This window comes from Pedobacter ginsengiterrae (genome assembly GCF_039537385.1).
GTDB lineage: Bacteria > Bacteroidota > Bacteroidia > Sphingobacteriales > Sphingobacteriaceae > Pedobacter > Pedobacter ginsengiterrae.
This window is the reverse complement of the sequence record NZ_BAABAK010000015.1, coordinates 136,547-157,248: the sequence shown is the minus strand read 5'-3', so window position 1 is coordinate 157,248 and position 20,702 is coordinate 136,547. Positions and strand designations below refer to the sequence as shown.

Annotated in this window: 22 protein-coding genes; 9 read left to right on the top strand and 13 right to left on the bottom strand. The window is 35.9% G+C overall.

The window, feature by feature from the left end; genetic code table 11:
* Positions 1–17 precede the first annotated feature (17 nt).
* Entirely contained in the window at positions 18–197 is a 180-nt protein-coding gene (locus ABD692_RS13760; protein ID WP_316755386.1) for a hypothetical protein, read from the top strand.
* A gap of 95 nt (positions 198–292) precedes the next feature.
* On the opposite strand, the gene ABD692_RS13755 is transcribed toward ABD692_RS13760, so the two are convergent.
* From ABD692_RS13755 to ABD692_RS13740, 4 genes are all read right to left on the bottom strand, one after another.
* On the bottom strand, positions 293–1,885 hold the full coding sequence (locus ABD692_RS13755; protein WP_316755388.1) for a M28 family metallopeptidase: 1,593 nt from the start codon (positions 1,883–1,885) through the stop codon (positions 293–295).
* Between the two features lie 284 nt (positions 1,886–2,169).
* Positions 2,170–2,967, bottom strand: a complete 798-nt coding sequence (locus ABD692_RS13750) for an ABC transporter permease (RefSeq protein WP_344767889.1) — start codon at positions 2,965–2,967, stop codon at positions 2,170–2,172.
* A 1-nt stretch (position 2,968) separates the two neighbouring features.
* Complete coding sequence (locus tag ABD692_RS13745) at positions 2,969–3,877, bottom strand: ABC transporter ATP-binding protein (protein WP_344767887.1); 909 nt, start codon at positions 3,875–3,877, stop codon at positions 2,969–2,971.
* 2 nt (positions 3,878–3,879) lie between these two features.
* A complete protein-coding gene (locus ABD692_RS13740; protein WP_344767885.1) occupies positions 3,880–4,053 on the bottom strand; it encodes a hypothetical protein in 174 nt (57 codons plus the stop codon).
* Positions 4,054–4,302: 249 nt separating this feature from the next.
* Here ABD692_RS13740 and ABD692_RS13735 point away from each other — a divergent pair, with 249 nt between their 5' ends.
* Both ABD692_RS13735 and ABD692_RS13730 read left to right on the top strand, forming a co-directional pair.
* Positions 4,303–5,334, top strand: a complete 1,032-nt coding sequence (locus ABD692_RS13735) for a sensor histidine kinase (protein ID WP_316755397.1) — start codon at positions 4,303–4,305, stop codon at positions 5,332–5,334.
* Between the two features lie 59 nt (positions 5,335–5,393).
* Entirely contained in the window at positions 5,394–6,143 is a 750-nt protein-coding gene (locus ABD692_RS13730; RefSeq protein WP_316755399.1) for a LytR/AlgR family response regulator transcription factor, read from the top strand.
* A gap of 51 nt (positions 6,144–6,194) precedes the next feature.
* Here ABD692_RS13730 and ABD692_RS13725 read toward each other — a convergent pair whose 3' ends face one another.
* The 3 genes from ABD692_RS13725 to ABD692_RS13715 form a co-directional block, all read right to left on the bottom strand.
* The gene (locus ABD692_RS13725; protein ID WP_344767881.1) at positions 6,195–6,944 is read right to left on the bottom strand and encodes a lysophospholipid acyltransferase family protein; all 750 of its coding nucleotides are present in this window, start codon (positions 6,942–6,944) and stop codon (positions 6,195–6,197) included.
* Positions 6,945–7,000: 56 nt separating this feature from the next.
* Positions 7,001–7,555, bottom strand: a complete 555-nt coding sequence (locus tag ABD692_RS13720; protein ID WP_316755405.1) for an NUDIX domain-containing protein — start codon at positions 7,553–7,555, stop codon at positions 7,001–7,003.
* An 84-nt stretch (positions 7,556–7,639) separates the two neighbouring features.
* Positions 7,640–10,129 (bottom strand): TonB-dependent receptor, encoded by a 2,490-nt coding sequence (locus ABD692_RS13715; RefSeq protein ID WP_316755407.1) that lies wholly within the window; start codon positions 10,127–10,129, stop codon positions 7,640–7,642.
* A gap of 218 nt (positions 10,130–10,347) precedes the next feature.
* Between ABD692_RS13715 and ABD692_RS13710 the strand changes: the two genes are divergently transcribed.
* The gene (locus ABD692_RS13710) at positions 10,348–11,277 is read left to right on the top strand and encodes an NAD(P)-dependent oxidoreductase (RefSeq protein WP_344767878.1); all 930 of its coding nucleotides are present in this window, start codon (positions 10,348–10,350) and stop codon (positions 11,275–11,277) included.
* A gap of 43 nt (positions 11,278–11,320) precedes the next feature.
* Here the strand turns inward: ABD692_RS13710 and ABD692_RS13705 are convergent, their stop codons facing one another.
* Complete coding sequence (locus tag ABD692_RS13705) at positions 11,321–11,842, bottom strand: GNAT family N-acetyltransferase (RefSeq protein WP_344767876.1); 522 nt, start codon at positions 11,840–11,842, stop codon at positions 11,321–11,323.
* Positions 11,842–12,264 carry a DUF6157 family protein gene (locus ABD692_RS13700; RefSeq protein WP_344767874.1) on the bottom strand — a complete coding sequence of 141 codons (423 nt, stop codon included), beginning with the start codon at positions 12,262–12,264 and terminating at the stop codon, positions 11,842–11,844. The genes ABD692_RS13705 and ABD692_RS13700 overlap by 1 nt, the downstream gene beginning before the upstream one ends.
* A 149-nt stretch (positions 12,265–12,413) precedes the next feature.
* Here ABD692_RS13700 and ABD692_RS13695 point away from each other — a divergent pair, with 149 nt between their 5' ends.
* Positions 12,414–12,890, top strand: a complete 477-nt coding sequence (locus ABD692_RS13695; protein ID WP_344767872.1) for an OsmC family protein — start codon at positions 12,414–12,416, stop codon at positions 12,888–12,890.
* A gap of 50 nt (positions 12,891–12,940) precedes the next feature.
* Here ABD692_RS13695 and ABD692_RS13690 read toward each other — a convergent pair whose 3' ends face one another.
* Positions 12,941–14,818, bottom strand: a complete 1,878-nt coding sequence (locus tag ABD692_RS13690) for a M1 family metallopeptidase (RefSeq protein ID WP_344767870.1) — start codon at positions 14,816–14,818, stop codon at positions 12,941–12,943.
* Positions 14,819–15,176: 358 nt separating this feature from the next.
* Here ABD692_RS13690 and greA point away from each other — a divergent pair, with 358 nt between their 5' ends.
* On the top strand, positions 15,177–15,650 hold the full coding sequence (gene greA, locus ABD692_RS13685; protein ID WP_025146397.1) for a transcription elongation factor GreA: 474 nt from the start codon (positions 15,177–15,179) through the stop codon (positions 15,648–15,650).
* Between the two features lie 84 nt (positions 15,651–15,734).
* Positions 15,735–16,133 (top strand): HIT family protein, encoded by a 399-nt coding sequence (locus tag ABD692_RS13680; protein WP_316755424.1) that lies wholly within the window; start codon positions 15,735–15,737, stop codon positions 16,131–16,133.
* Positions 16,134–16,153: 20 nt separating this feature from the next.
* Here ABD692_RS13680 and ABD692_RS13675 read toward each other — a convergent pair whose 3' ends face one another.
* The 3 genes from ABD692_RS13675 to ABD692_RS13665 form a co-directional block, all read right to left on the bottom strand.
* Positions 16,154–17,044 (bottom strand): pirin family protein, encoded by an 891-nt coding sequence (locus ABD692_RS13675; protein ID WP_316755426.1) that lies wholly within the window; start codon positions 17,042–17,044, stop codon positions 16,154–16,156.
* Between the two features lie 125 nt (positions 17,045–17,169).
* Positions 17,170–18,270, bottom strand: coding sequence for an NADH:flavin oxidoreductase (locus ABD692_RS13670; protein WP_344767863.1), 1,101 nt, complete (start codon positions 18,268–18,270; stop codon positions 17,170–17,172).
* 12 nt (positions 18,271–18,282) lie between these two features.
* A complete protein-coding gene (locus ABD692_RS13665; RefSeq protein WP_344767861.1) occupies positions 18,283–18,585 on the bottom strand; it encodes an ArsR/SmtB family transcription factor in 303 nt (100 codons plus the stop codon).
* Between the two features lie 173 nt (positions 18,586–18,758).
* Between ABD692_RS13665 and ABD692_RS13660 the strand changes: the two genes are divergently transcribed.
* Complete coding sequence (locus ABD692_RS13660) at positions 18,759–19,337, top strand: RNA polymerase sigma factor (RefSeq protein WP_344767859.1); 579 nt, start codon at positions 18,759–18,761, stop codon at positions 19,335–19,337.
* 178 nt (positions 19,338–19,515) lie between these two features.
* A complete protein-coding gene (locus tag ABD692_RS13655) occupies positions 19,516–20,688 on the top strand; it encodes a FecR family protein (RefSeq protein ID WP_344767857.1) in 1,173 nt (390 codons plus the stop codon).
* Positions 20,689–20,702 lie beyond the last annotated feature (14 nt).

Genomic DNA, 20,702 nt, shown 5'->3' with positions numbered 1-20,702 from the left:
CACTAAACTTTACCGTTATGAAAAATGCGAGCACACCAAAGAACAATTCAACCGTTCAAGGAAGTTCTATTGCCGATAGGGCAAATCACGATTTAAAAACAGATAAGAAAATTCAAGGTATAACCAATGGCGGGGGACAACGTTCCGACCAGACTTCGAATAAAGACAATCAAAGAAAGTACGATAATAAGAAATAGACTTCTGTCTTTCTCGGAATATTAAATAGGCAAAAACGCCTTGCCAATTTATTTTGGCAAGGCGTTTTTTACTAAAAGTAAAAGTATTTTTTGTTTTAATTACGAGCAGGTGTTGCAGTTCCTGTTGCAGCAGCAGCTGGAACGGTAGGCAATTCTTTTCTTGGGATTTGAGCATCGCGTTGCGAAGTGTTATAAACAAAAGAGGCAACAATTGTAGATGCTTGTTTCAAATCATCCTCAACTAACCTATCGTAAGTATCCATATTACTGTGGTGCGTACGTGTATTATAATCTGCAGGATCTTGTATAAACTGGAAACCTGGGATGCCAACTGCATCAAAAGCCTGATGATCTGTACCGCCTGTATTGCTTATGGTAACTGTTTTAGCACCTAAATCGGCAAATGGTGTTAACCAGCTTTGAAAAATTGGACCAGCTGAAGCGTTACCTTGCAAATAAATACCACGAATTTTTCCAGTACCATTATCTAAGTTATAATAAGCCGATATTTTTTTATGATCTGGCGTTAAAACCATCGTTTTTGGGTCGCCGAAATGTTTTGCAACATAACCTCTCGAACCGAATAAACCTTGTTCTTCCGAACTCCAAAGTGCAATACGTATAGTACGTTTTGGTTTAAAATCAATTGATTTTAAAATGCGCACAGCTTCCATCATTACCGCAGAACCAGCAGCATTATCTGTTGCACCAGTCCCTGCGTGCCACGAATCGAAGTGACCGCCAATCATAACCAACTCTTCTTTTAATTTTTTATCCGTTCCTGGAATTTCAGCAATTACGTTATAGCCTTGAGGATCTTGATCGTAAAACGAGGTTTTAATATCAGCCTCTAATTCTACAGGTTTGCCAGCACGTAATAAACGAAGAATATGTAAGTAATCTTCTGCCGCAACTTCTAATTCTGGAGATACTGGTTTAGCATCTAAAGCATACGAAGCACCATTGCTGGTAAAGAATGTACCTTGACCGCCGCGAGCGTAAGTTAAAATTAAACCTACTTTTTCTTCAACAAGCATAGCACTCATTGCTGCACGTACTTCACGCATCTTCATCATTTGCGCCATCATATTATTAGCACCTGGGCGTTGCCCGCCTCTTGCACCAGCAGCCATTGGTTTTGCATCAGCCATTTGTGTTAAAGTAGAATCTGCATAACGATTGAAATCTGGTTTTAAGCCACTTTGAAGTGGTGCGCCTGCATCCATCATTACAATTTTGCCTGCAAGTTTTCCTTTGTATTTTGCTAAGTCTGAAACACTATCTGCTTTTATTAATACAACTGAAGATTTAATTGGGCCATTTGTACCTGGTGTCCAAGCCTTAGGCGAAGCAATAATTGCATGGTAATATGGTAAAGTTGTAGCAGCATAATATTTATCGATTTGCCATCCTTTACCAAAGGTTCCCCACGATTCTAAATGCGCATTTTTTAAGCCCCAATCTGTAAGTTGTTTAACGGCCCATTCTTGAGCTCTTTTTAAACCAGGTGAATTTGATAAACGAGGGCCATTAACATCTGTAAGGTTAAATGCAATGTCCATTACCTTAGAATTCTCAAGGCCTTCTTTTCTTAGTTTTTGAATAATTGCGGCATCGGGAGCGTCTTGCGCAAAAACAGAAACGCAAAAACCTAAGGCTAGTGCGGTTGTTGTAAATCTTTTTATCATTTTTAAGTTAGCTTGGATTGATTTTAAAGCTAAAAATAAGGTTTATGTACGCTTTAAACTATTTACAATGAGATTTTTACATCGTTACAAAGTTGCATTTAGACTTTTTCTGTCGGCAAATGGATGGGGAGCAATTAAGTTTGTAGCAGAAAACGGAGTTAAATAAACCTTATTGCAACAAAAAGCCCGCTCTCATTTTTTTTGAGTGCGGGCTTGAAGTGTAAAGAAGGACTTACATTAATTGGAAAGCTGCAATTGCTTTCCAAAAAAAAATCATCAATATATTATTTGATACTTTTTTTAGATACAACGAAGTATCCTATTACGAAAAACACTGTTGCATAAATTAAGCTTGTGTATATTTCTTGTGTAAATACTTCAAATGCTAACGGATCGCCACCTTTTTTAATTTTAGTAATTCTTAATGCTAAGGCAGGCAAACTATATGGAATTAAGTAAGCATACTGCCAGTTAAGGCTAGCGGTTACAATACCCATAATTGTACCCACAAAACCAATACCCATTGGTTTAAGAAAATCGGACCAAACTAAGCTCAAAATAAATTGAAGTGATAAGATGCCCAAAGAGGAAAGGAATAATTTACTGTAAGAATTTATTAAAAAAGTGGCTGGGTTATATTGATTGAATGTATATTTTGGAACCAAAATCTGCAATAAATAACCAAAACCAAAAGTTAATGCCGCAAATAAAAACAAACAAATAAATATTAGTAAAACCGCATAAATATATTTTGCGGCATAAATAGAAAACTTATTAAGCGGTTGGGCGAAAAGTGTTTTCCAGGTATCGTTTTTATGTTCGATGTTATTTACCGAAAAGGCCATAAAAATTACATAAAAAGGCATTATTAACATACCCATAACGTTTAATGTTGCGCCACTATATCGTGCCCATAACATTAACCCTGGATAATTTAAAGGCAAAATTTTATCAGAGCTGGAGTAAAAACCAAATGATACAAGCGAGCAAATAACTACTGGTAATAAAATAGCTGCCCAAAATGCCAGCGTTTTTCTTGATTTGTAAAACTCGGAAACTAAAGAAATGTATAAAGAGCGCATATTAATTGTTTTTAGTGATGTCTAAGAAAAGGTTTTCTAAATCTTTTCTTTGTTGGTACAAACTGGAAACGGTAAAACCATTCTGAATTAATAAGGTGTTTACCATTCCGCTTACTTTGGTGCTTACAAACGGGATAATGATTTTTTTAGCGGTTTGATCGGTAATTTCGTAACCCGATTGGCGTAAAAAAGCAGCAGCTTCACCGGTTTTATCTACATCAATTTCGAGCATAGGTTTGCTCAGCAAATGAAGCTCATCTATAGTGCCTTGAAACAATAATTGTCCTTTATTTATAATGCCAACATGGGTTGCAGTACGTTCTATTTCAGCTAATAAATGGCTGGAAACTAATATGGTTTTATTGTGATTGGTGGCAAGATCTATCATCAGGTTACGAACTTCAATAATTCCATTAGGATCTAAACCATTGGTAGGTTCGTCCAAAAGCAAGAGTTCGGGATCTGAAACTAAAGCTAAGGCAATGCCTAATCTTTGTTTCATGCCTAAAGAATATTTGGCCGATTTTTTATTTGCAGCTTCTGTAAGGCTAACTAATGCAAGCATTTCATAGGCTTTGCTTTTTTTTATACCTAATAAAATACAGCGGTTTATTAGATTTTCTTTTCCAGTTAAATGACCGTAAATAGCAGGTTGCTCTACCAAAGCACCAACACGTTTTAGCGTAGCAATACGATTGCGGTTAATTTCTTTACCAAAAAGAAAAACCTGATCAGGTGGCGACTGAAGCAGGTTTAGCAAGATTTTTATAGTGGTGGTTTTACCAGCGCCATTTGGCCCTAAAAAACCATATATACTACCCTTGGGTACTTGTAGCGATAAATCTTTTACAATGGTCTGGTTGCCAAAGTTAAAGTTAAGACCAACAGTTTCAATTGCAAAATTACTCATGCTTATTTAAAAATAGCGGTCGCTTGTTTTACAATTGAAGTCGAAGTTTTAGCAGGTTTAACTACTATATCTCCATTATCGTTTTGATTTGTGTTGATAGTAAGTGTTAAAACTATCATCATAAATACAGGTAATAATAAAAGTAAAAATGGCGAGGTGTTGGCTAATTTTTTCATGGTTGTTTCGTTTTGATAGTTCAAAGAAACAGAAGAAAATTATCCTGCTAAAATCTATTATACCAAGTGTTAAAGATTATAGATAAACGGGTGTTTTTGGCGTTTGTCGATAAATTTTGCCCGATGGACCGTTCGTAGAAAAAAAAAGCCAGTTGGTAGATTGTATAGTTAATTATAAGTTTCTTTATTTATTTTGGTTGCACGATTAAATTGTGAGCTTTGCAGCTCGCAATCCTATAAAAAGTTAATATGAAAAAAAGTAGAGGGCCGCTAATATTGCATAGTTTTTTTTGGGTTATTATATTAATCATCGCTGTTTTTTTGATGGTAAGTGGTAATTCGGAAGTGAGTATTAAACGTCAATTAATTTCTTTCGGAATCTTTGGAGTTTTAAACGTTTCGGTGTTTTACATCAATTATATTTTCCTGATTCCAGAGTTTATCAAGAAGAGAAAAAAATATTTGTTTTATATTATTGCCTTCTTTCTAATTATTGCAGCTTCATCTTTAGTAAAAACGGTAATTGCTGTTTTAAATCCTGTAGATATGCTGGGCTATAAAGCAGATGGTAAGGCAGGTGAAATTACCGTAAATCAATATGCAATTTTTAAAGCATTAATCGCTGGATTTTTCTTGGTAAGTAGTAGCATTATCAGCTTTATTATCGATTGGTTCTCCAGCCAAAGTATTCAAAGAAACCTGGAAAGTGAGCGTAAAGAAATGGAATTGCAGTTTTTAAAATCGCAGTTAAACCCACATTTTCTATTTAATTCCTTAAATAATATTTATTCTTTGGCTTACCAAAAATCAGATAAAACAGCTGATGCGATAATGAAGCTTTCGGAAATTATGCGTTACATGATTTATGAAAGTAATACACCTACGGTGTCTTTAAGTAAAGAGGTTGATTATTTAAAAAACTATATCGAACTGCAAAAAATAAGGTTTAAAGACGGTGCTTTTATTGAGATGACTTTAAACGGCGAAATTGATAATCAGAAAGTTGTGCCTTTAATGTTAATCTCTTTTGTAGAAAATGCATTTAAACATGGAGTGGTTAACGATCCTGCCGAGCCAGTTAAAATTGATATTATTGCGAACCAGAAAATTTTGCATTTTAGTGTAATCAATAAAAAGAATAACCAAAATAAAGATGCACAAGGCGGAGTTGGTTTGCCAAACGTAGAGCGTAGGTTACAGCTTATTTATCCCGACAGATATAAATTAAATGTTGTAAATTCGGCTACTCATTATACTTGCGAGTTGATGATTGATATTTAAATTGCGAACCAAATACCCGATTTTTTTATCTTTTTATTGAAAATTAATAGCTACCTAAAATGAATTTAAACTGTATTGTTGTTGATGATGAGCCTTTAGCATTGGATATTTTGGAAGATTATATTTCCAAAGTACCTTTTTTAACCATGGTTAAGCGATGCGAAAATCCGATTGAGGCTTTACAGATTGTTCAGGGTGGCGGCATTGATTTAGTTTTCCTTGATATTCAAATGCCCGAACTTACTGGAATACAATTTTTAAAAATTGCAGGTAACAAGTGCCATTACATTCTAACCACAGCTTATCCAGAGTATGCTTTGGAAAGTTATGATTTAAATGTATCTGATTATCTTTTAAAACCAATCGCCTTCGACCGTTTTTACAAAGCTGTAGAGAAAGTTCATAACCAGCAAAAACCTGCTGATGTTGCACCACCACAAATTCAGCCTTTAATTACACCCGCACCATTTTCAGGCTCTCCTAATCCAGTTCAAGATTTTATTTTTGTTAAAACAGAACACAAAATTCAGAAAATCTATCTTCACGATATCTTATACATCGAAGGATTGAAAGATTATATTTCCATTTTTACTAAAGACGAACGTGTTATAACGCTTCAAAGCATGAAAAAAATGGAAGAAGCCTTGCCGCAAAGTCAGTTTATCAGAGTGCACAAATCTTATATTGTAGCGGTTGATAAAATTGAAAGCATTGAGCGAAGCCGAATTACAATTAACAAAAAGATAATTCCAGTAGGCGATACTTACCGCGATGAATTCTTTAAAGTTATCGGTAATAAAAACATTTAGTTTTAAGGTAAGTCAATTATAGATCGACTTTATATCTTCGTGGATGATCGTTTATCCAGTTACTAAATGCTGCCCCAATACCTTTCTGATTTCAGTTTCAATTTCTAAAGTAATTTCCTCAGCGGTTTTTTCGGATGGTTCAATGGGCTTTAAAACGGTCCATTTTATAGCATTACCAACAGTAAGCGGAAACATACCAAAACGAACAATTTTCCAGGAATTTTCGATTGCTACGGGTACAACTAAAGCGTTTGGGACAACTTTTAATAAGGTTGCTACACCCCCAAACTGAAATGTTTTTACTCGCCCGTCTTTGGCTCTGGTTCCTTCAGGAAAAATCACTGTGCTCCAGTTATTATCCTTCATTCTGCGGCCGAGTTTTATAATTTCGGAAATCGCTTGCTTATTATCTTTTCTATTAATGTTTGCACCACCACCTAAGCGAAGATTAATCGAAATAGATGGAATGCCTTTAGTTAATTCAATTTTCGAAATAAACTTTGCATGATATTTTCTTAAAAACCAAATTAAAGAAGGGATATCGTACATGCTTTGGTGGTTAGCTGCGAATATAATTGGTCTATCGGTTGATAAATTAAAATCGTTTTTAAAACTTATCGAATTCAACAAAAACAGCTGGCAATAGGTTAAAAAAAAGTTTAGAACGTCTACTGAAACTTTGTGTGCTTTATAGCCAAAAAGCTTAAAACATATCCATTGAATGGGATGAAAAATGCAAAGCATTAGTCCGAAAAAGAAATAAAATACCGGGGTTAATAGGTAACCGAAAAACTTACTCATTTGGTTTATTTAATTGCGCAAAGATAATGATTCGAACCAATGCTATGAATTTGAAATTACAACTCTTGATTTAACATCATCAATTTTGCTTTCAAAATCGCAGCAACGCTCATCGAATCGGTTATATTTCCATCTAAAACCATTTGATAAACCTCTTGGAAAGGTAATTTTTTTACAACGAGCTGTTCAGTTTCTTCGGGTGTCGCGGTGCCCTGCGATAAATGAGTAGCGACATAAATAATACTCAATTCATCACTTACAGAATTAGATAAATGCATCCGCTGAATTTCTCGCCAGTGTTTCGCACTCATGCCAGTTTCTTCCAGTAACTCCCGCTTTGCACTCTCAATGGGATCTTCATCCAGCGGGCCCCCGCCTTCGGGAATTTCCCAGCTATAGGCTTTTAAGGGATAACGATACTGGCCCACCAACCAAGTATTATGGTTTTCATCCAGTGGCAATATGCCAATTGCAAGGTTTTTGAAATGAACCTCGCCGTAAATTCCTTTTCCGCCAGATGGATTTATAACCTGGTGTTCAGTAAGTCGAATCCAGTTATTATCATATTTTTCCTGGCTTTCCAGGGTTTGCCAGGGATTAATTTCTTCCATGACGCAAGATAGAAAATATGGCACAAATTGCGGATAAGAAAAAAGGCGTTCCGAGGATTTTCGGAACGCCTTAATAAGCTATTGTTAGAATGAACCCTCATCAGGTCTGCTTTCCTGCTGATCTTCTTTCTTTGGTTTTTTAGTATTATTAAATAATGTTTTTCCGAAACGATAAGAGAAAGTAAAACTTCCCATAGTTCCCTGCATTCTACGCTCAAAATCAACAATGGTTGATCGATCTTCTGTCGTCATGTTCCATCTGCGGGTATTTAAGATGTCTCTAATGTTAAAACTAAGCGAGGCTTTTTTGTTTGGGAAATCGTATTTGGCACCGCCGTCAATTCCATACATCGCATTACGTTTACCCTGCGCCATTACTTCTGGGCCACGATAATCGCCTCTTACCTGTATAGACACATTTTTCGCTACCGTTAAATTACCGGTTACGTTCGCGTTCCAGGCAAAGCCACTAGTTGGCGCAATATCGAATCTAGTATCGCCAGCAAACTTAGCTTGGTAAAGATTTACGTTTGTGGTAAAGTTTAAAGCCTTAACCAAATCAAAGCGACCAATTAATTCTAAACCACTGTTAATTTGGTTGGTTAAGTTTTGAGGAGTGGAGGTAATAATTCCATTAACAGGTGTGCTTCTAACGCGTTGGATTACATCATTTGTTTGACGGAAATACAAACTCGAAGTAAAAGTTACCTTCTTAAAGTATTTGCTGTAACTCAATTCGAAAGAGTGAACATCTTCTGGTAACAAATTAGGATTACCACCTCGATAGTTTAATGGATCTGATACATCAAGAAATGGATTAGTATCCCATGGTCTTGGACGGTTAACGCGGCGGGTATAACTGGCCTGAACTTGCTGATCGCCTTTTAATTTTTGAGTTAAAAATACACTTGGGTATATTCTTTTATAGTGGATGTTACCATTGCTGTTAGTTAGTACATTGCCAGTGTAACCTTCTAATTCTGTATCTAAACGTGCATCTTCTGCTCTCAAACCGATTTGATATCCAAAATCTTTAATTTGGTTTTGATAGTTTAAATAGAGTGCATGAACTTGATCTTTACTATCGAAATTATTAATTAACTTGTTGTTTTGGACGTAAATGCTAGTATTTGTTGGTATCGAATCTGCGTATTGGTTGTTTTCTCCCAAACGAATTTGACTACGATATCCAGCTTCCACCTTACCCGATTTTCCTACAGGTAAAGCATAATCTGCCTGAATATTATAGTTAGAATTATTTCCAGTATTAAAAACTCGTTGTAAACTTAGCGTTTCATCAATCGGCGTACCGTTTCTATTCGTTGTATTGGTGTTATAAGTTTGGTCATTGTTGTTATTGCCCGATGAATACCCGAAATTGAAAGTCAATTCTTCTTTTGGTTTTTTAAACTTTTGAGAATAATCAACGTTCAAGTCATAACTATTTCCATAACCATCGTTAAAGTTTTTTCTATTACTTAACAAAACGGGGTTTAACGAGGCGCCTAATTGTTGAATGTTAAGTGTTTCATTCCGTTCGTTTTCTCTCGAGTTGAAACCTCCCGATAAACTTAATACACTTTTTGGTGCGATGTAATAATCTAAACCAGCCTTAGCATTGTGCCCCTTATCCAAAGAATTTGATACTGTACTTTGATTTGCGAAATACGTGGAAGAAGTAGGGGTTTTATAAGTAATGTCCTGGAAACCGCCTCCAAGACGATTGCCATAACGATAGCTGTAATTACCATAAAGGTTAACTTTGCTGTTTTGAAAACTCAAATTTGTATTTCCATTGTAGTTGTCTCTGTTTCCAGCAGTTAAGGCAACAGAGCCATTAAAACCTAATTTGGTGTTTTTCTTTAAAACAATGTTTATAATACCCGACTGGCCTTCTGCATCATATTTAGCAGATGGATTGGTAATTAACTCAACACTTTCGATAGAGCTTGCTGGAATCGATGCCAGAATTTGCGCCACATTACCACCTGCAATTAGCGACGGTTTACCATCAATTAAAACTTTAACGCCTGTTGAACCACGTAAGCTCACGTTTCCATCCATGTCTGTCGATACGGAAGGCACATTTTGCAATAAATCTCCAGCTGAACCACCCTCGCTTACCAAACTTTGATCTACTGAAAATACCTTTTTATCAATACCCAATTGCATGGTTGCTTTTTGTGCGGTTACCGTAACATCTTTAAGAGCGTTGCCTGCTGCGGTTTTCATTTTAATTTCACCGAAATTTAGCGTTCCGCTTGTTGGTGTGATAACGACATTGTCTCTCACCATAGTTTGATAGCCAACAAAACTAATTTTAAAAGTAAAAGTTCCAGCTGGTAAATCTGGCAAAGTGAAAGCACCATTCATATCTGTTTGGGCAAGTTTAACATTTGCCTTTGTTGCCTTGTCTGTTAAAACAGCGGTGGCAAATGGAATGGTCTCTTGGGTTTGAGCATCTTTAAGGATACCAGTTATTTTGGCTTTACCGCCAGTTTGGGCAAATAAACTAAAGGAAAGGCAAAGAAAAAGCAGAGTAATTTTTATTGTTTTGAATTGTGTGAGTCTCATTAAATTTTAAAAGTTTTTTATAATTTTCTTAAAGAGTGACAAAGAAACGGCAAGGAAGTTTAATTTACGTGCCGTAACTATTTTATTACAGCTGTTTTAGGGTAATATTTTTGTTGTTATAAGTTTTAGCTATTCGCTTTATAGTGAAGTAACACCTATTTCAAATTTGAGTTTACAAACACATTTCACAAATCTTAAAATGTTACTTTTGTTTTATCATGAGTAAAAGAATATTAATTGTCGATGATTTACATCCTGCTTTTAAAGAACAGGCTATTTTAATGGGTTACCAGGTTGATGATGAACCGCAGATTACCCGTCAGCAAACTTTAGAGAGAATTGCCGGTTACGATGGTATTGCCGTTAGAACAAAATTCAGAATTGATGCAGAAATTTTTGCAGCAGCTAAAAATTTAAAGTTCGTAGCCAGAGCAGGTGCGGGTTTGGATAATATCGACGATAAAATTGCTTTGGAGCGAAACATCACTTTAATTAATGCACCAGAAGGAAATTGCGATGCCGTTGGCGAACATGCTACAGGCTTGCTTTTATCATTAATGAATAACTTTCGCAGGGCGGATCATGAAATTAGAAATGGAGTTTGGGATCGGGAAGGGAATCGTGGCTACGAATTAAAAGGTAAAAAAGTAGGCATTATCGGTTATGGCTTCATGGGACAGAGTTTTGCCAAAAAACTCGCAGGTTTTGAAGTCGAGGTGATGGCTTATGATAAATATAAAACGGGTTTTAGTGATGCTTTTGCTCGCGAAGTGAGCATGGAAGAAATTGTAAAACATTGCGATGTTTTAAGCCTGCATATCCCTTTAACGGCCGAAACGAAACAAATGGTAGATGATGAATATTTCTTCCATTTCAAAAAACCTATATTTTTCATCAACACGGCTCGTGGGGAAATTGTTAATGTAAGCGCCGTTTTGAATGCCATTAAAAGTGGTAAAATTTTAGGCGCAGGTTTAGATGTTTTACAAACGGAGAAATTTCCAGCACTATCAGAGCAAGCCTGGTATAATGATTTGATAAGCAATGAGCAAGTGATATTAACACCCCACGTTGGTGGCTGGACTTTCGATTCCTACCGCAAAATATCTGAGGTGCTCGCAGAAAAATTAAAAGCGATTTCGTTATAGGTTAATTAGTCCTCGTTTAAGCGGGGACTAAAATAATTTTGTTTTAAAACAATTTAAGCTTCATCAATTTATCGGTTTGTTTATCATCGCCCAACCAAAAGGCATGGGTGTCGAATTCAACAAAGCCATTTTTTTGATAAAAGCTGATGGCTCGTAGGTTATGCTCCCAAACGCCTAACCAAATATATTCTACACTTTTTTTATTGGCAATTTCTAAAGCTTTGCGGTATAATAGGTGACCTATTTTTTTGCCATAAAAATCTTTCACAACATAAATTCGCTCAATTTCTAAAGCCTTTGGGTCTTTTAAATCTGTTTGTGCCTCGCCGAAGTTCAATTTTAAATAACCTACTACTTCACCATTAGCTTTAGCGAAATAGAAAGCAGAATCTGGATTCTTCAATTCGGCTGATAGTTTTTCAGTGGTAAATCCTTCGTTTAAGTATTGCTGCATATTTTCAGCAGAATTACGATCAGAAAAAGCTTCCGAAAATGTTTTTTTAGCAATGATTTGAAGCAGCTCAACATCTGCTACTGCGATTTTTTTTATTTCAATGTCCTGCATTATTTCTTTGATGTTCTCATCGCCTTCAATTTCTTGATGTGCGAGTCATTAACTAATTTTTCGTAAGCTTCAGAGTTGACTTCATAAAGCGCTATTTTGCCTTCTTTATTTGCATGCACCCCAAAGCCATATTTTTTGGGTAATGGCGATGCCCTGAAACAAGCTTGCCCCTTTGAAAAAAATGTTACCCTTGCCGCCTTTTGTTCTGATTCTGAAATGTCGTTACGTTTTACGAAAACTTCAAAAAGCACATCGTCCGACGTGTAAGCGTATGGTTTTTTAGAAACCATTTCAAACTGCATCTCAGCGATAGTTTGCTCATCTCCTTTCGGTTTTGGTATAACACCATGAGTTGCAGAACTATCTTCGGCAACCTCAATAAAGGTGTCGAAATAGTTAGTGGTATGGGTTCTATCAATCATATATTGATTTTTCGGGTCAAATTATCTTCCAATCAAAATACAATTATTTTAAATAGCACAGAATTATTTTTTTTAAATCTCTTTCTAAAAACCTGTTTTTATCAATCTTAATTTCCTAAATTGGATTACAAATTCTAACTAATTATATCATGCCGAAAGATCATTTATATAAAACCAATGTAACCTGGACAGGAAATAAAGGTTCGGGAACAATGGATTACCGTTCGTACGATCGCGATTATTTAATTTCTGTAAACGGTAAAGCCGATATTTCAGGTTCATCAGATTCTGCTTTTCTAGGCGATAAATCGAAACATAATCCAGAGGATTTACTTTTAGCCTCAATTTCGAGTTGCCACATGCTTTGGTATTTGCATTTGTGTTCTAAAAATGAAATCGTAGTGATCGATTATAAAGATGAAGCAGTTGGAATAATGGAAGAATTGGCTGATGGAAGTGGTCGGTTTAAGGAAGTAACTTTACATCCTCAGGTTTTAATTGCCGATAAGGCGCACTTTGAATTGGCAGAATCCCTTCATTCAGAAGCTAACAAAATGTGTTTCATTGCCAACTCGCTAAATTTTCCTGTTAAGCATGAATCTGGCTGTAAGGCCGAGAATAGTTAAATAATTGGCCTTTTCATTTAATACTGGTAAATGAAAAAGGCCAATTAAAATTATTTTACTTCGTAAATATTATCTGCTGGCGTAGCATCCATATAAATGCCGCCATCCAAAGCAATCGATTTCATTTTTCTATTTGTATTAATCGTCATAGTCACTTCTTTCTGGTTAACCTTCCAAACCGCTGGGGTTTTATGGATCGTTTCGGTTTTACCTTCTGAATCTGTTACCTTAATATCGAAAGGAATTGCAAAACCACCCTCATTTTTAATTACAAAAACTGCTTTTCCTGCCGATAAAGAAACTTTCGTAAGTGCTAAATCAATATAATTGTTGGTAAAAAACCAGTTTTGGAAAAACCAGTTTAAGTCTTGGCCTGCGCCAGAATTCATCGAGTTAAAATAATCCCACGGAATAGGGTGTTTTCCGTTCCAGTTACTCATGTAATTATGCAAGGCTTTTTTAAATAAGTCATCGCCAAGCATATCTTTCAAAGCTAAATATGATAACGATGCTTTACCATAAGAGTTGTTTCCATAACCCACGCCCGAAACCTGGTCCGACATCGAAATTACAGGTTGATCTTCTTCTGTAGACTTGTCGTTAATATATTTCTCAACCCTGAAATTTTTATAGAATTTATCTGCGGCTTCTTTGCCACGCTGACTAATGCCTATTAAATATTCGAAAGTTGTTGCCCATCCCTCATCCATATAAGCATAACGGGTTTCGTTAATGCCCATGTAAAAAGGAAAATAAGTGTGCGCCACTTCATGGTCTTGAACCAATTGTGCAAAAACAGGATCTCCAAAGTTAGAATCATTAACCATCATCGGGTATTCCATATCGGCAAAACCTTGAAAAGCGATGGTTTTAGAGAATGGATATGGAATGCCTGGCCAGTTATTCGAAAACCAATCCAGGGCATATTGGTTGTATTTTACCGAATTAACAAAATCTTTTCCTGTTATGGCATTATAAGCGGCCTGTGCACTTGCTCTGCGATTCGTTTTCTTATCTACAACAACACTTGCGGCATCCCAAACATAATGGTTGCTTAAAGCAAAAGTAACATCTGTAATGTGGTCGGCCTTGTATTTCCAAATGTTATCCTTTTGCTGCGTTACTTTACCATCTTTCATTTCCTGTTCAGTAGCAATATGCATAACCTCATCGCTGGTGTAAGATTTTTTTAAACGAGCAGAAAACTCTGGTTGTAGCACTTCATCAGGATTTAATAAATCTCCTGTAGCATAAACAACATAATTTTTTGGCGCTTTAACCGAAAAAATGTAATCGTTAAAATCGTTATAAAATTCAGCTCTATCGGTATGGGGAATTCTATCCCAACCGTTATAATCATCGTAAACAGAAATTCTTGGATAACTATAAGCCACAAAGAATGAATTTGGATCAATTTGTCCTTCTCTGCCGCTTTCCTTCGATAAAGGATAATCCCAGTCTATTTTAACCGTAATTTTCGATTTTGGAGCCAAAGGTTTTTTCAACTTTACATTTCCAACGGTTCCCCAGTTTTTGCTGTCCACATTATAAGTTTCTCCATCAACAGAAAATGCAATAATATTTAAGCCTGTAGTTAAAAAATCGGGACTTACCGCACCACCTCGTGGCGAAGTTGGTTTATGTAAATTGTTTACAAAACGGATGGCCAGGGTTTTTAAAGTATCGTTACTGTTATTGCTGTAAATAATTTCTTCTTTACCGCTTACTATTTTTGTTTCGGCATTAACAGCAATATCCATATTGTATTTGCCATGATTTTGCCAGTAGTTTTTGCCAGGTTTACCATCAGCCGAGCGGGTTCCTTTCGTGTAAGCAGCTTTAATGTTTCTGGGCATATAAAGTTCTTGCGCAGAAACCGCCTGATTGCCTAAAACGGTAATCAATGCTATATAGAATAATCTTCTCATTTTATGAATATTTTGGCTAATCTAAAAATAATGCATGAGTTTAGCGTTAAGGGATAACAATTAGATGTTTCGATGAGCCAAGTTTTTTGTGCTGATAAATTGTCGGTTTATAAATGTACAGAGGTGCATTTAAGAGAATTCAACTTTGATATATGTGAATTTATATTCCTAATAAATTTCTAAAACTTTATGTCGCTCCATAATCATGTTAATTCTTAATTCACAAAAATCGTGTTCAATTATTTGCTTTTGTAATTTAAGCATTTTATCTTCGTTATAATTGAAGCAAGACTATGTAGCAAACCAACTATATAGTCTTGTTTGTTTTTTATAGCGTTTGAATAAAATTAATAGAGCAATGACAGAGGTAACATACTACACCCAGGAGGGCTTAGATAAATTAAAAGAGGAAGTTCATTATTTAACTACCACCGGCCGTCAGCTAATTTCTAAAGCAATTGCTGAGGCGAGAGATAAAGGCGATTTATCGGAGAATGCAGAATACGATGCGGCTAAAGAAGCGCAGGGTTTGCATGAGGCAAAAATCTCAAAATTAAAAAATACATTAGCAAACGCACGCTTAATTGATGAATCGAAAATGGATTTATCTAAGGTGCTTGCTTTATCTATAGTTAAAATTAAGAACGTTAAAAACGGCGCTACTATGACTTACCAATTAGTAGCCGAAACGGAAGCAGATTTAAAGACAGGAAAAATTTCTGTTAAATCGCCGATTGCGCAAGGTTTATTAGGAAAATCAGTTGGCGAATTTGCCGAAATTGAAGTGCCTGCAGGTAAAATGCAATTCGAAGTTTTAGAAATTTCAAGATAAGGTTTAAGGCGGAGTACTTAAGACTTAACGTTTTTACTCCGCTACTAAAAATTAAATAATCCACCTTTAAACCTATACCTCAAAATGACCATCTTTTCCAAAATCGTTGCTGGCGAAATAAGCGCTCATGTAGTTGCTGAAACAGTAGAATATCTTGCTTTTTTAGATGTTTCGCCACTAGCAGCGGGGCATGTATTGGTAATTCCAAAAATCGAAAGAGATTACATTTTCGATATGGAAGAAGACCTGTATGTTGGACTTTGGATGTTTGCCAAAATTGTAGCTAAAGGTTTAAAGGTTGCTTTTCCTTGTAAAAAAGTAGGCGTTTCGGTAATTGGATTAGAAGTACCTCATGCTCACATTCATTTAATACCTATGAATGATGTTAGCGATATGAATTTTAGCAAAGCCAAGCTAAGTCCAACTCAGGAAGAATTAGCTGAAGCAGCAGAAAAAATTAGACAAGCTTTATTAGAAGAGTAGGTTTTCTTTCTCAATCAGCGTTAACGCTTAATAAATTTACTTTGATCTGGTAAGGGTACAAAATCAGTTTCGCCAGGAACTGGTTTATAGCTTTGATTTTGCCATTTTATTTTAGCCTCTTCTATTAATTCTTTATCAGAAGAAACAAAATTCCAATACATAAAACGTTCTTCGGGAAATGGTTCCCCGCCGAAAATATAAACACTGGTATTTTCATGCATTTCAAATTCGCAAAGTTTAGCGTTGTTAGCAATTAAAATATGCTTTGGTTCGAATATATTGCCTTCGCTTTCTATTGCTCCTTCTAAAATATAAAGCGCACTTTCGCCAAATAAGTGGTCTCCAATATTAATTTTCTGCCTTGATGAACTTTTAATTTCTATCAAATAAAGCGGACTATAAACAGGAACCGGTGATTTTCTGCCAAAAGCTTCACCAGCAATTAGTTTAAAATTCACCCCATTTTCTTCCCATTCGGGGATATCTTTTCCTTCTACATGAAAAAACTCAGGTTCCATTTGCTCTAACGCTTTTGGTAAGGCTACCCAAATTTGTAAACCGTGAAGCATTTTATCACTTTGTCTTAAATAATCGGGTGTTCTTTCTGAATGCACAATTCCACTTCCCGAAGTCATCCAGTTGACCTGTCCTGGCTTAATCACAACGTTATTCCCTAAACTATCTTTATGTGTTATTTCTCCTTCAAAAAGAAAAGTAAGCGTAGATAAACCAATGTGCGGGTGAGGAGGTACATCTAGGTTTTCATGGTCGCTCATAGCCGCAGGTCCCATATGGTCTATGAAGGAAAACGGACCAACCATACGTTTCTCTCTGAATGGTAATAACCTCCCAACCATAAAATTGCCAATATTGGCTGGACGTTCATCGATAATGAGTTTGATATTTGACATGATTTTGCTAAATTATTTGATACTGTGAATTTAGGGAAAAAGGCTGAAAACTAATTATGAAAATATCTTGTAAAAGAAAAAGGCCCCGAGTTTCGGAGCCTTTTAACCTTAATTAGAAAGAAAAATTATACCAGCTCCATTAAAGCCTCTTTACTAAAGCCTTTAAGTTCGTTGGTACGATTATTTTTAATTTTTTCTACCCATTGTGGGTCTGCTAAAAGTGGACGACCAACTGCAACTAAGTCGAAATCACCTCTATCCATTCTGCGAACCAATTCATCAAGCGAACTTGGTTGTGAACTTTGACCTGCAAAAGCACCAAAGAAATCGCCATCTAAACCAACCGAACCAACTGAAATAGTTGCCTTGCCTGTAATTTTTTTAGCCCAGCCTGCAAAGTTTAAATCAGAACCTTCAAATTCTGGTTCCCAGAAACGGCGCTGAGAACAATGGAAAATATCGATTCCAGCATCTGCTAATGGTGTTAACCATTGCTCCATTTCTTTCTCATTTTTCGCTAGTTTAAAATCATATGCAGCAGGCTTAAATTGCGATAAACGAATAATTAATGCGAAATCTTCTCCAACACGTTTACGCACTTCTTTAATTACTTCAACTCCAAAACGGGTGCGTTCTGCCAAGGTTTTACCACCATAAATATCAGTACGGTTATTGGTCGCATCCCAAAAAAACTGATCAATTAAATATTGGTGTGCACCATGAATTTCTACCGTGTCAAACCCTAAAGCTTTTGCATCTGCTGCCGCCTGACCGAAAGCTGCGATGGTATCGGCAATTGCTGAATCTGTCATTGCTACGCCGTTTTCAAAGCCAGGGCTGTTAAAAGATGATGGGCCTTCAAATGGAGTGCTTGGTAACCAGCCAGAAGCATGATTTGCATGAATACCCTGGTGCCAGATTTGTGGTCCCATTTGACCACCTTTAGCATGAACATCACGAATTACTTTTTCCCATCCAGCTAAAGCCTGCGCTCCGTAAAAATGAGGGATGTTCGGGTCTGCTGATGATGAAGGACGATTAATAACCGTTCCTTCTGATAAAATTAAACCAACTTCGCCTTCAGCTCTTTTTGCATAGTATTCTGCAACATCGGCAGTAGGAACACCATCAGGCGAGAAAGATCTCGTCATTGGAGCCATTACAATTCTATTTTTTGTGTTTAATGTTTTCAGGCTAAATGGCCTAAATAAACTATCTGTGTTCATATTATTTTAGTTTTATAATTCGGAATTAATGATGTTGCTTAGTTTTTCAATACCTTCTTTATTGCGTTTATAGTAAGTCCATTGCCCAACGCGTGTGGCACAAACCAGTTCGGCTCGTTGTAAAATAGACAGGTATTCGGATATCGTACTTTGAGATAAGCCAGCCTTTATTTGAATTTGACCAACACAAACGCCAACATTTTCGAAATCAGCATTTGGCTGTTCAGGAAAATTTTCAGCAGGCTCTTTCAACCAGTTTAAAATCTGCAAACGGGTTTTATTAGATAAGGCTTTAAAAACTTCTACTTGATCCATGCACAAATGTATATCGACTTTTTCCGATATGCCAATATTAATTTATAAGATTACAATAGCATGTAAAAGAGTTTTATAAACGTTATTAGCACATTCTAAATAAATTGTCTGCCAAAAATTTTGTTAGGAATTAACTTAAACTATTCCTTACATTCGTATAATCATCTAACCAAATGTCTAACTACAGATCATTAACTGACAACGAACTTTTCGGTCTCATTCAGTCTGGAGATAAGTATGCATTCGAAGAAATATACGAACGCTTTAATGGCTTGCTGTATATTTATGCTTGCAAACTGGTTTCCGATCGGGAGGATGCCAGAGATATCGTTCAGGAGATTTTCGTTTACCTGTGGAGCAATCCAAATATTAAAATCAAGTCTCAATTATCAGCCTATCTATACACAGCTGTTAGATATAAAGTTTTCGATTGGCTAGATAAGAATAAGTCGAAATCTAATTACCTGCTTTCTTTGGAGAACTTTATTGAGCAGGGAAATTGCATAACAGACGATTACATACGCGAAAGGGAATTTGCTTCTATAATAGAAAAAGAAGTTAGTTTATTGCCACCAAAAATGCGTCAGATTTTCGAAATGAGCCGCCAGCAAAATCTTTCGCAAAAGGAAATTGCAGAACTATTACACCTTTCTGATAAGACAGTTAAAAAGCAAATGAGTAATGCTTTAAAAGTGTTGCGCCTAAAGCTTACCTCATTTATTTCTTTAGCAATCATCTTGCTAATAAGATAACAATTCTTAAAAATTTTAGCCCAATTATTTTTACCTAATGTGATTTGTTTCGAAATAAACATTCGTTTTGAGGCTTTCTATGCCTTTTTTAAAAAAAAAAGTAAAAATATTTTCTTTTATCTACTACCTGAGCCTCACTTAACCTACATGTATTTAATTAGCCAAATATATTTTAGTGATGAATAAACCTGAAGTTGAAAAACTTTTAAAAAAATACAAAGACGGACTTTGTACGGAGCAAGAAAAGGCTTTGGTAGAATCTTGGCATCTTTTAGAACTTTCAGAAAAAAAATCTGACTTAAAACAAGATGAAATTATTGATGCTAAAAATAAAATCTGGCAATCTATCGAAGAACAAACTGCATTAAATACAAACAAGAATTACAAACTCTGGATTACAATTGCTGCGGCTGCGATTGTTTTGTTTTTTATTGGATTTGTAATTAATAATCGGGTTAAAAATCAATTTGGCGAAGAAAACATTGCTAGTAATAAGCTGGAGGCGATAAAGCCAGGAGGCAATAAGGCCACTTTAACCTTGGCCGATGGTTCTAAAATTTCGTTAACCGATGCAACAAACGGCGTAATTGCGAAACAGGCTGGTATTAAAATCACCAAAACAAATAATGGCGAGTTAATTTATACAGTCGTTTCCAATGATGATGCTAAAACAAAAAAATCTTTTAATACCATAGAAACCCCTCGGGGCGGTCAATATCAAATCAACTTACCAGATGGTACCAAGGTTTGGTTAAATGCCGAGTCATCATTAAAATATCCAACAACTTTTAACGATGCAGAACGAATCGTTGAGCTTAAAGGCGAAGCGTATTTCGAAGTAGCCAAATTAACACACAAAAAAGGTAGTCGGGTTCCTTTTAAAGTCAGGAGCGAAGTTGGCGGAGGCCGAAACCAAATGGTAGAGGTGTTGGGTACCCATTTCAATATAAATGCCTATAGCGATGAGCCAAATAATAAAACCACTTTACTTGAAGGTAGCGTTAGGATTGTAAATCTTAGCTCTTTAGCTTCAAACATATTAAAACCAGGGCAGCAATCTATAATTGCGGCTTCATCTCCCTCAGTTTTAATTAAAAATGTAGATGCTGAAGATGCAGTGACCTGGAAAGATGGCTTTTTTAGTTTTAACGATGAAAATTTACAAACCATCATGAACAAAATTTCACGTTGGTATAATGTTGATGTTTCTTATCATGGTGGAAAAATGGATAAGCTTTTTGGGGGTAGAATTTCAAGATTTAATAGCGTAAACGAAGTTTTGGAAACCTTACAGGCTACCGGAGATGTTCATTTTAAAATAGAAGGAAGGAGGATTTTAGTTATGCCTTAAACCTATACTTTTCT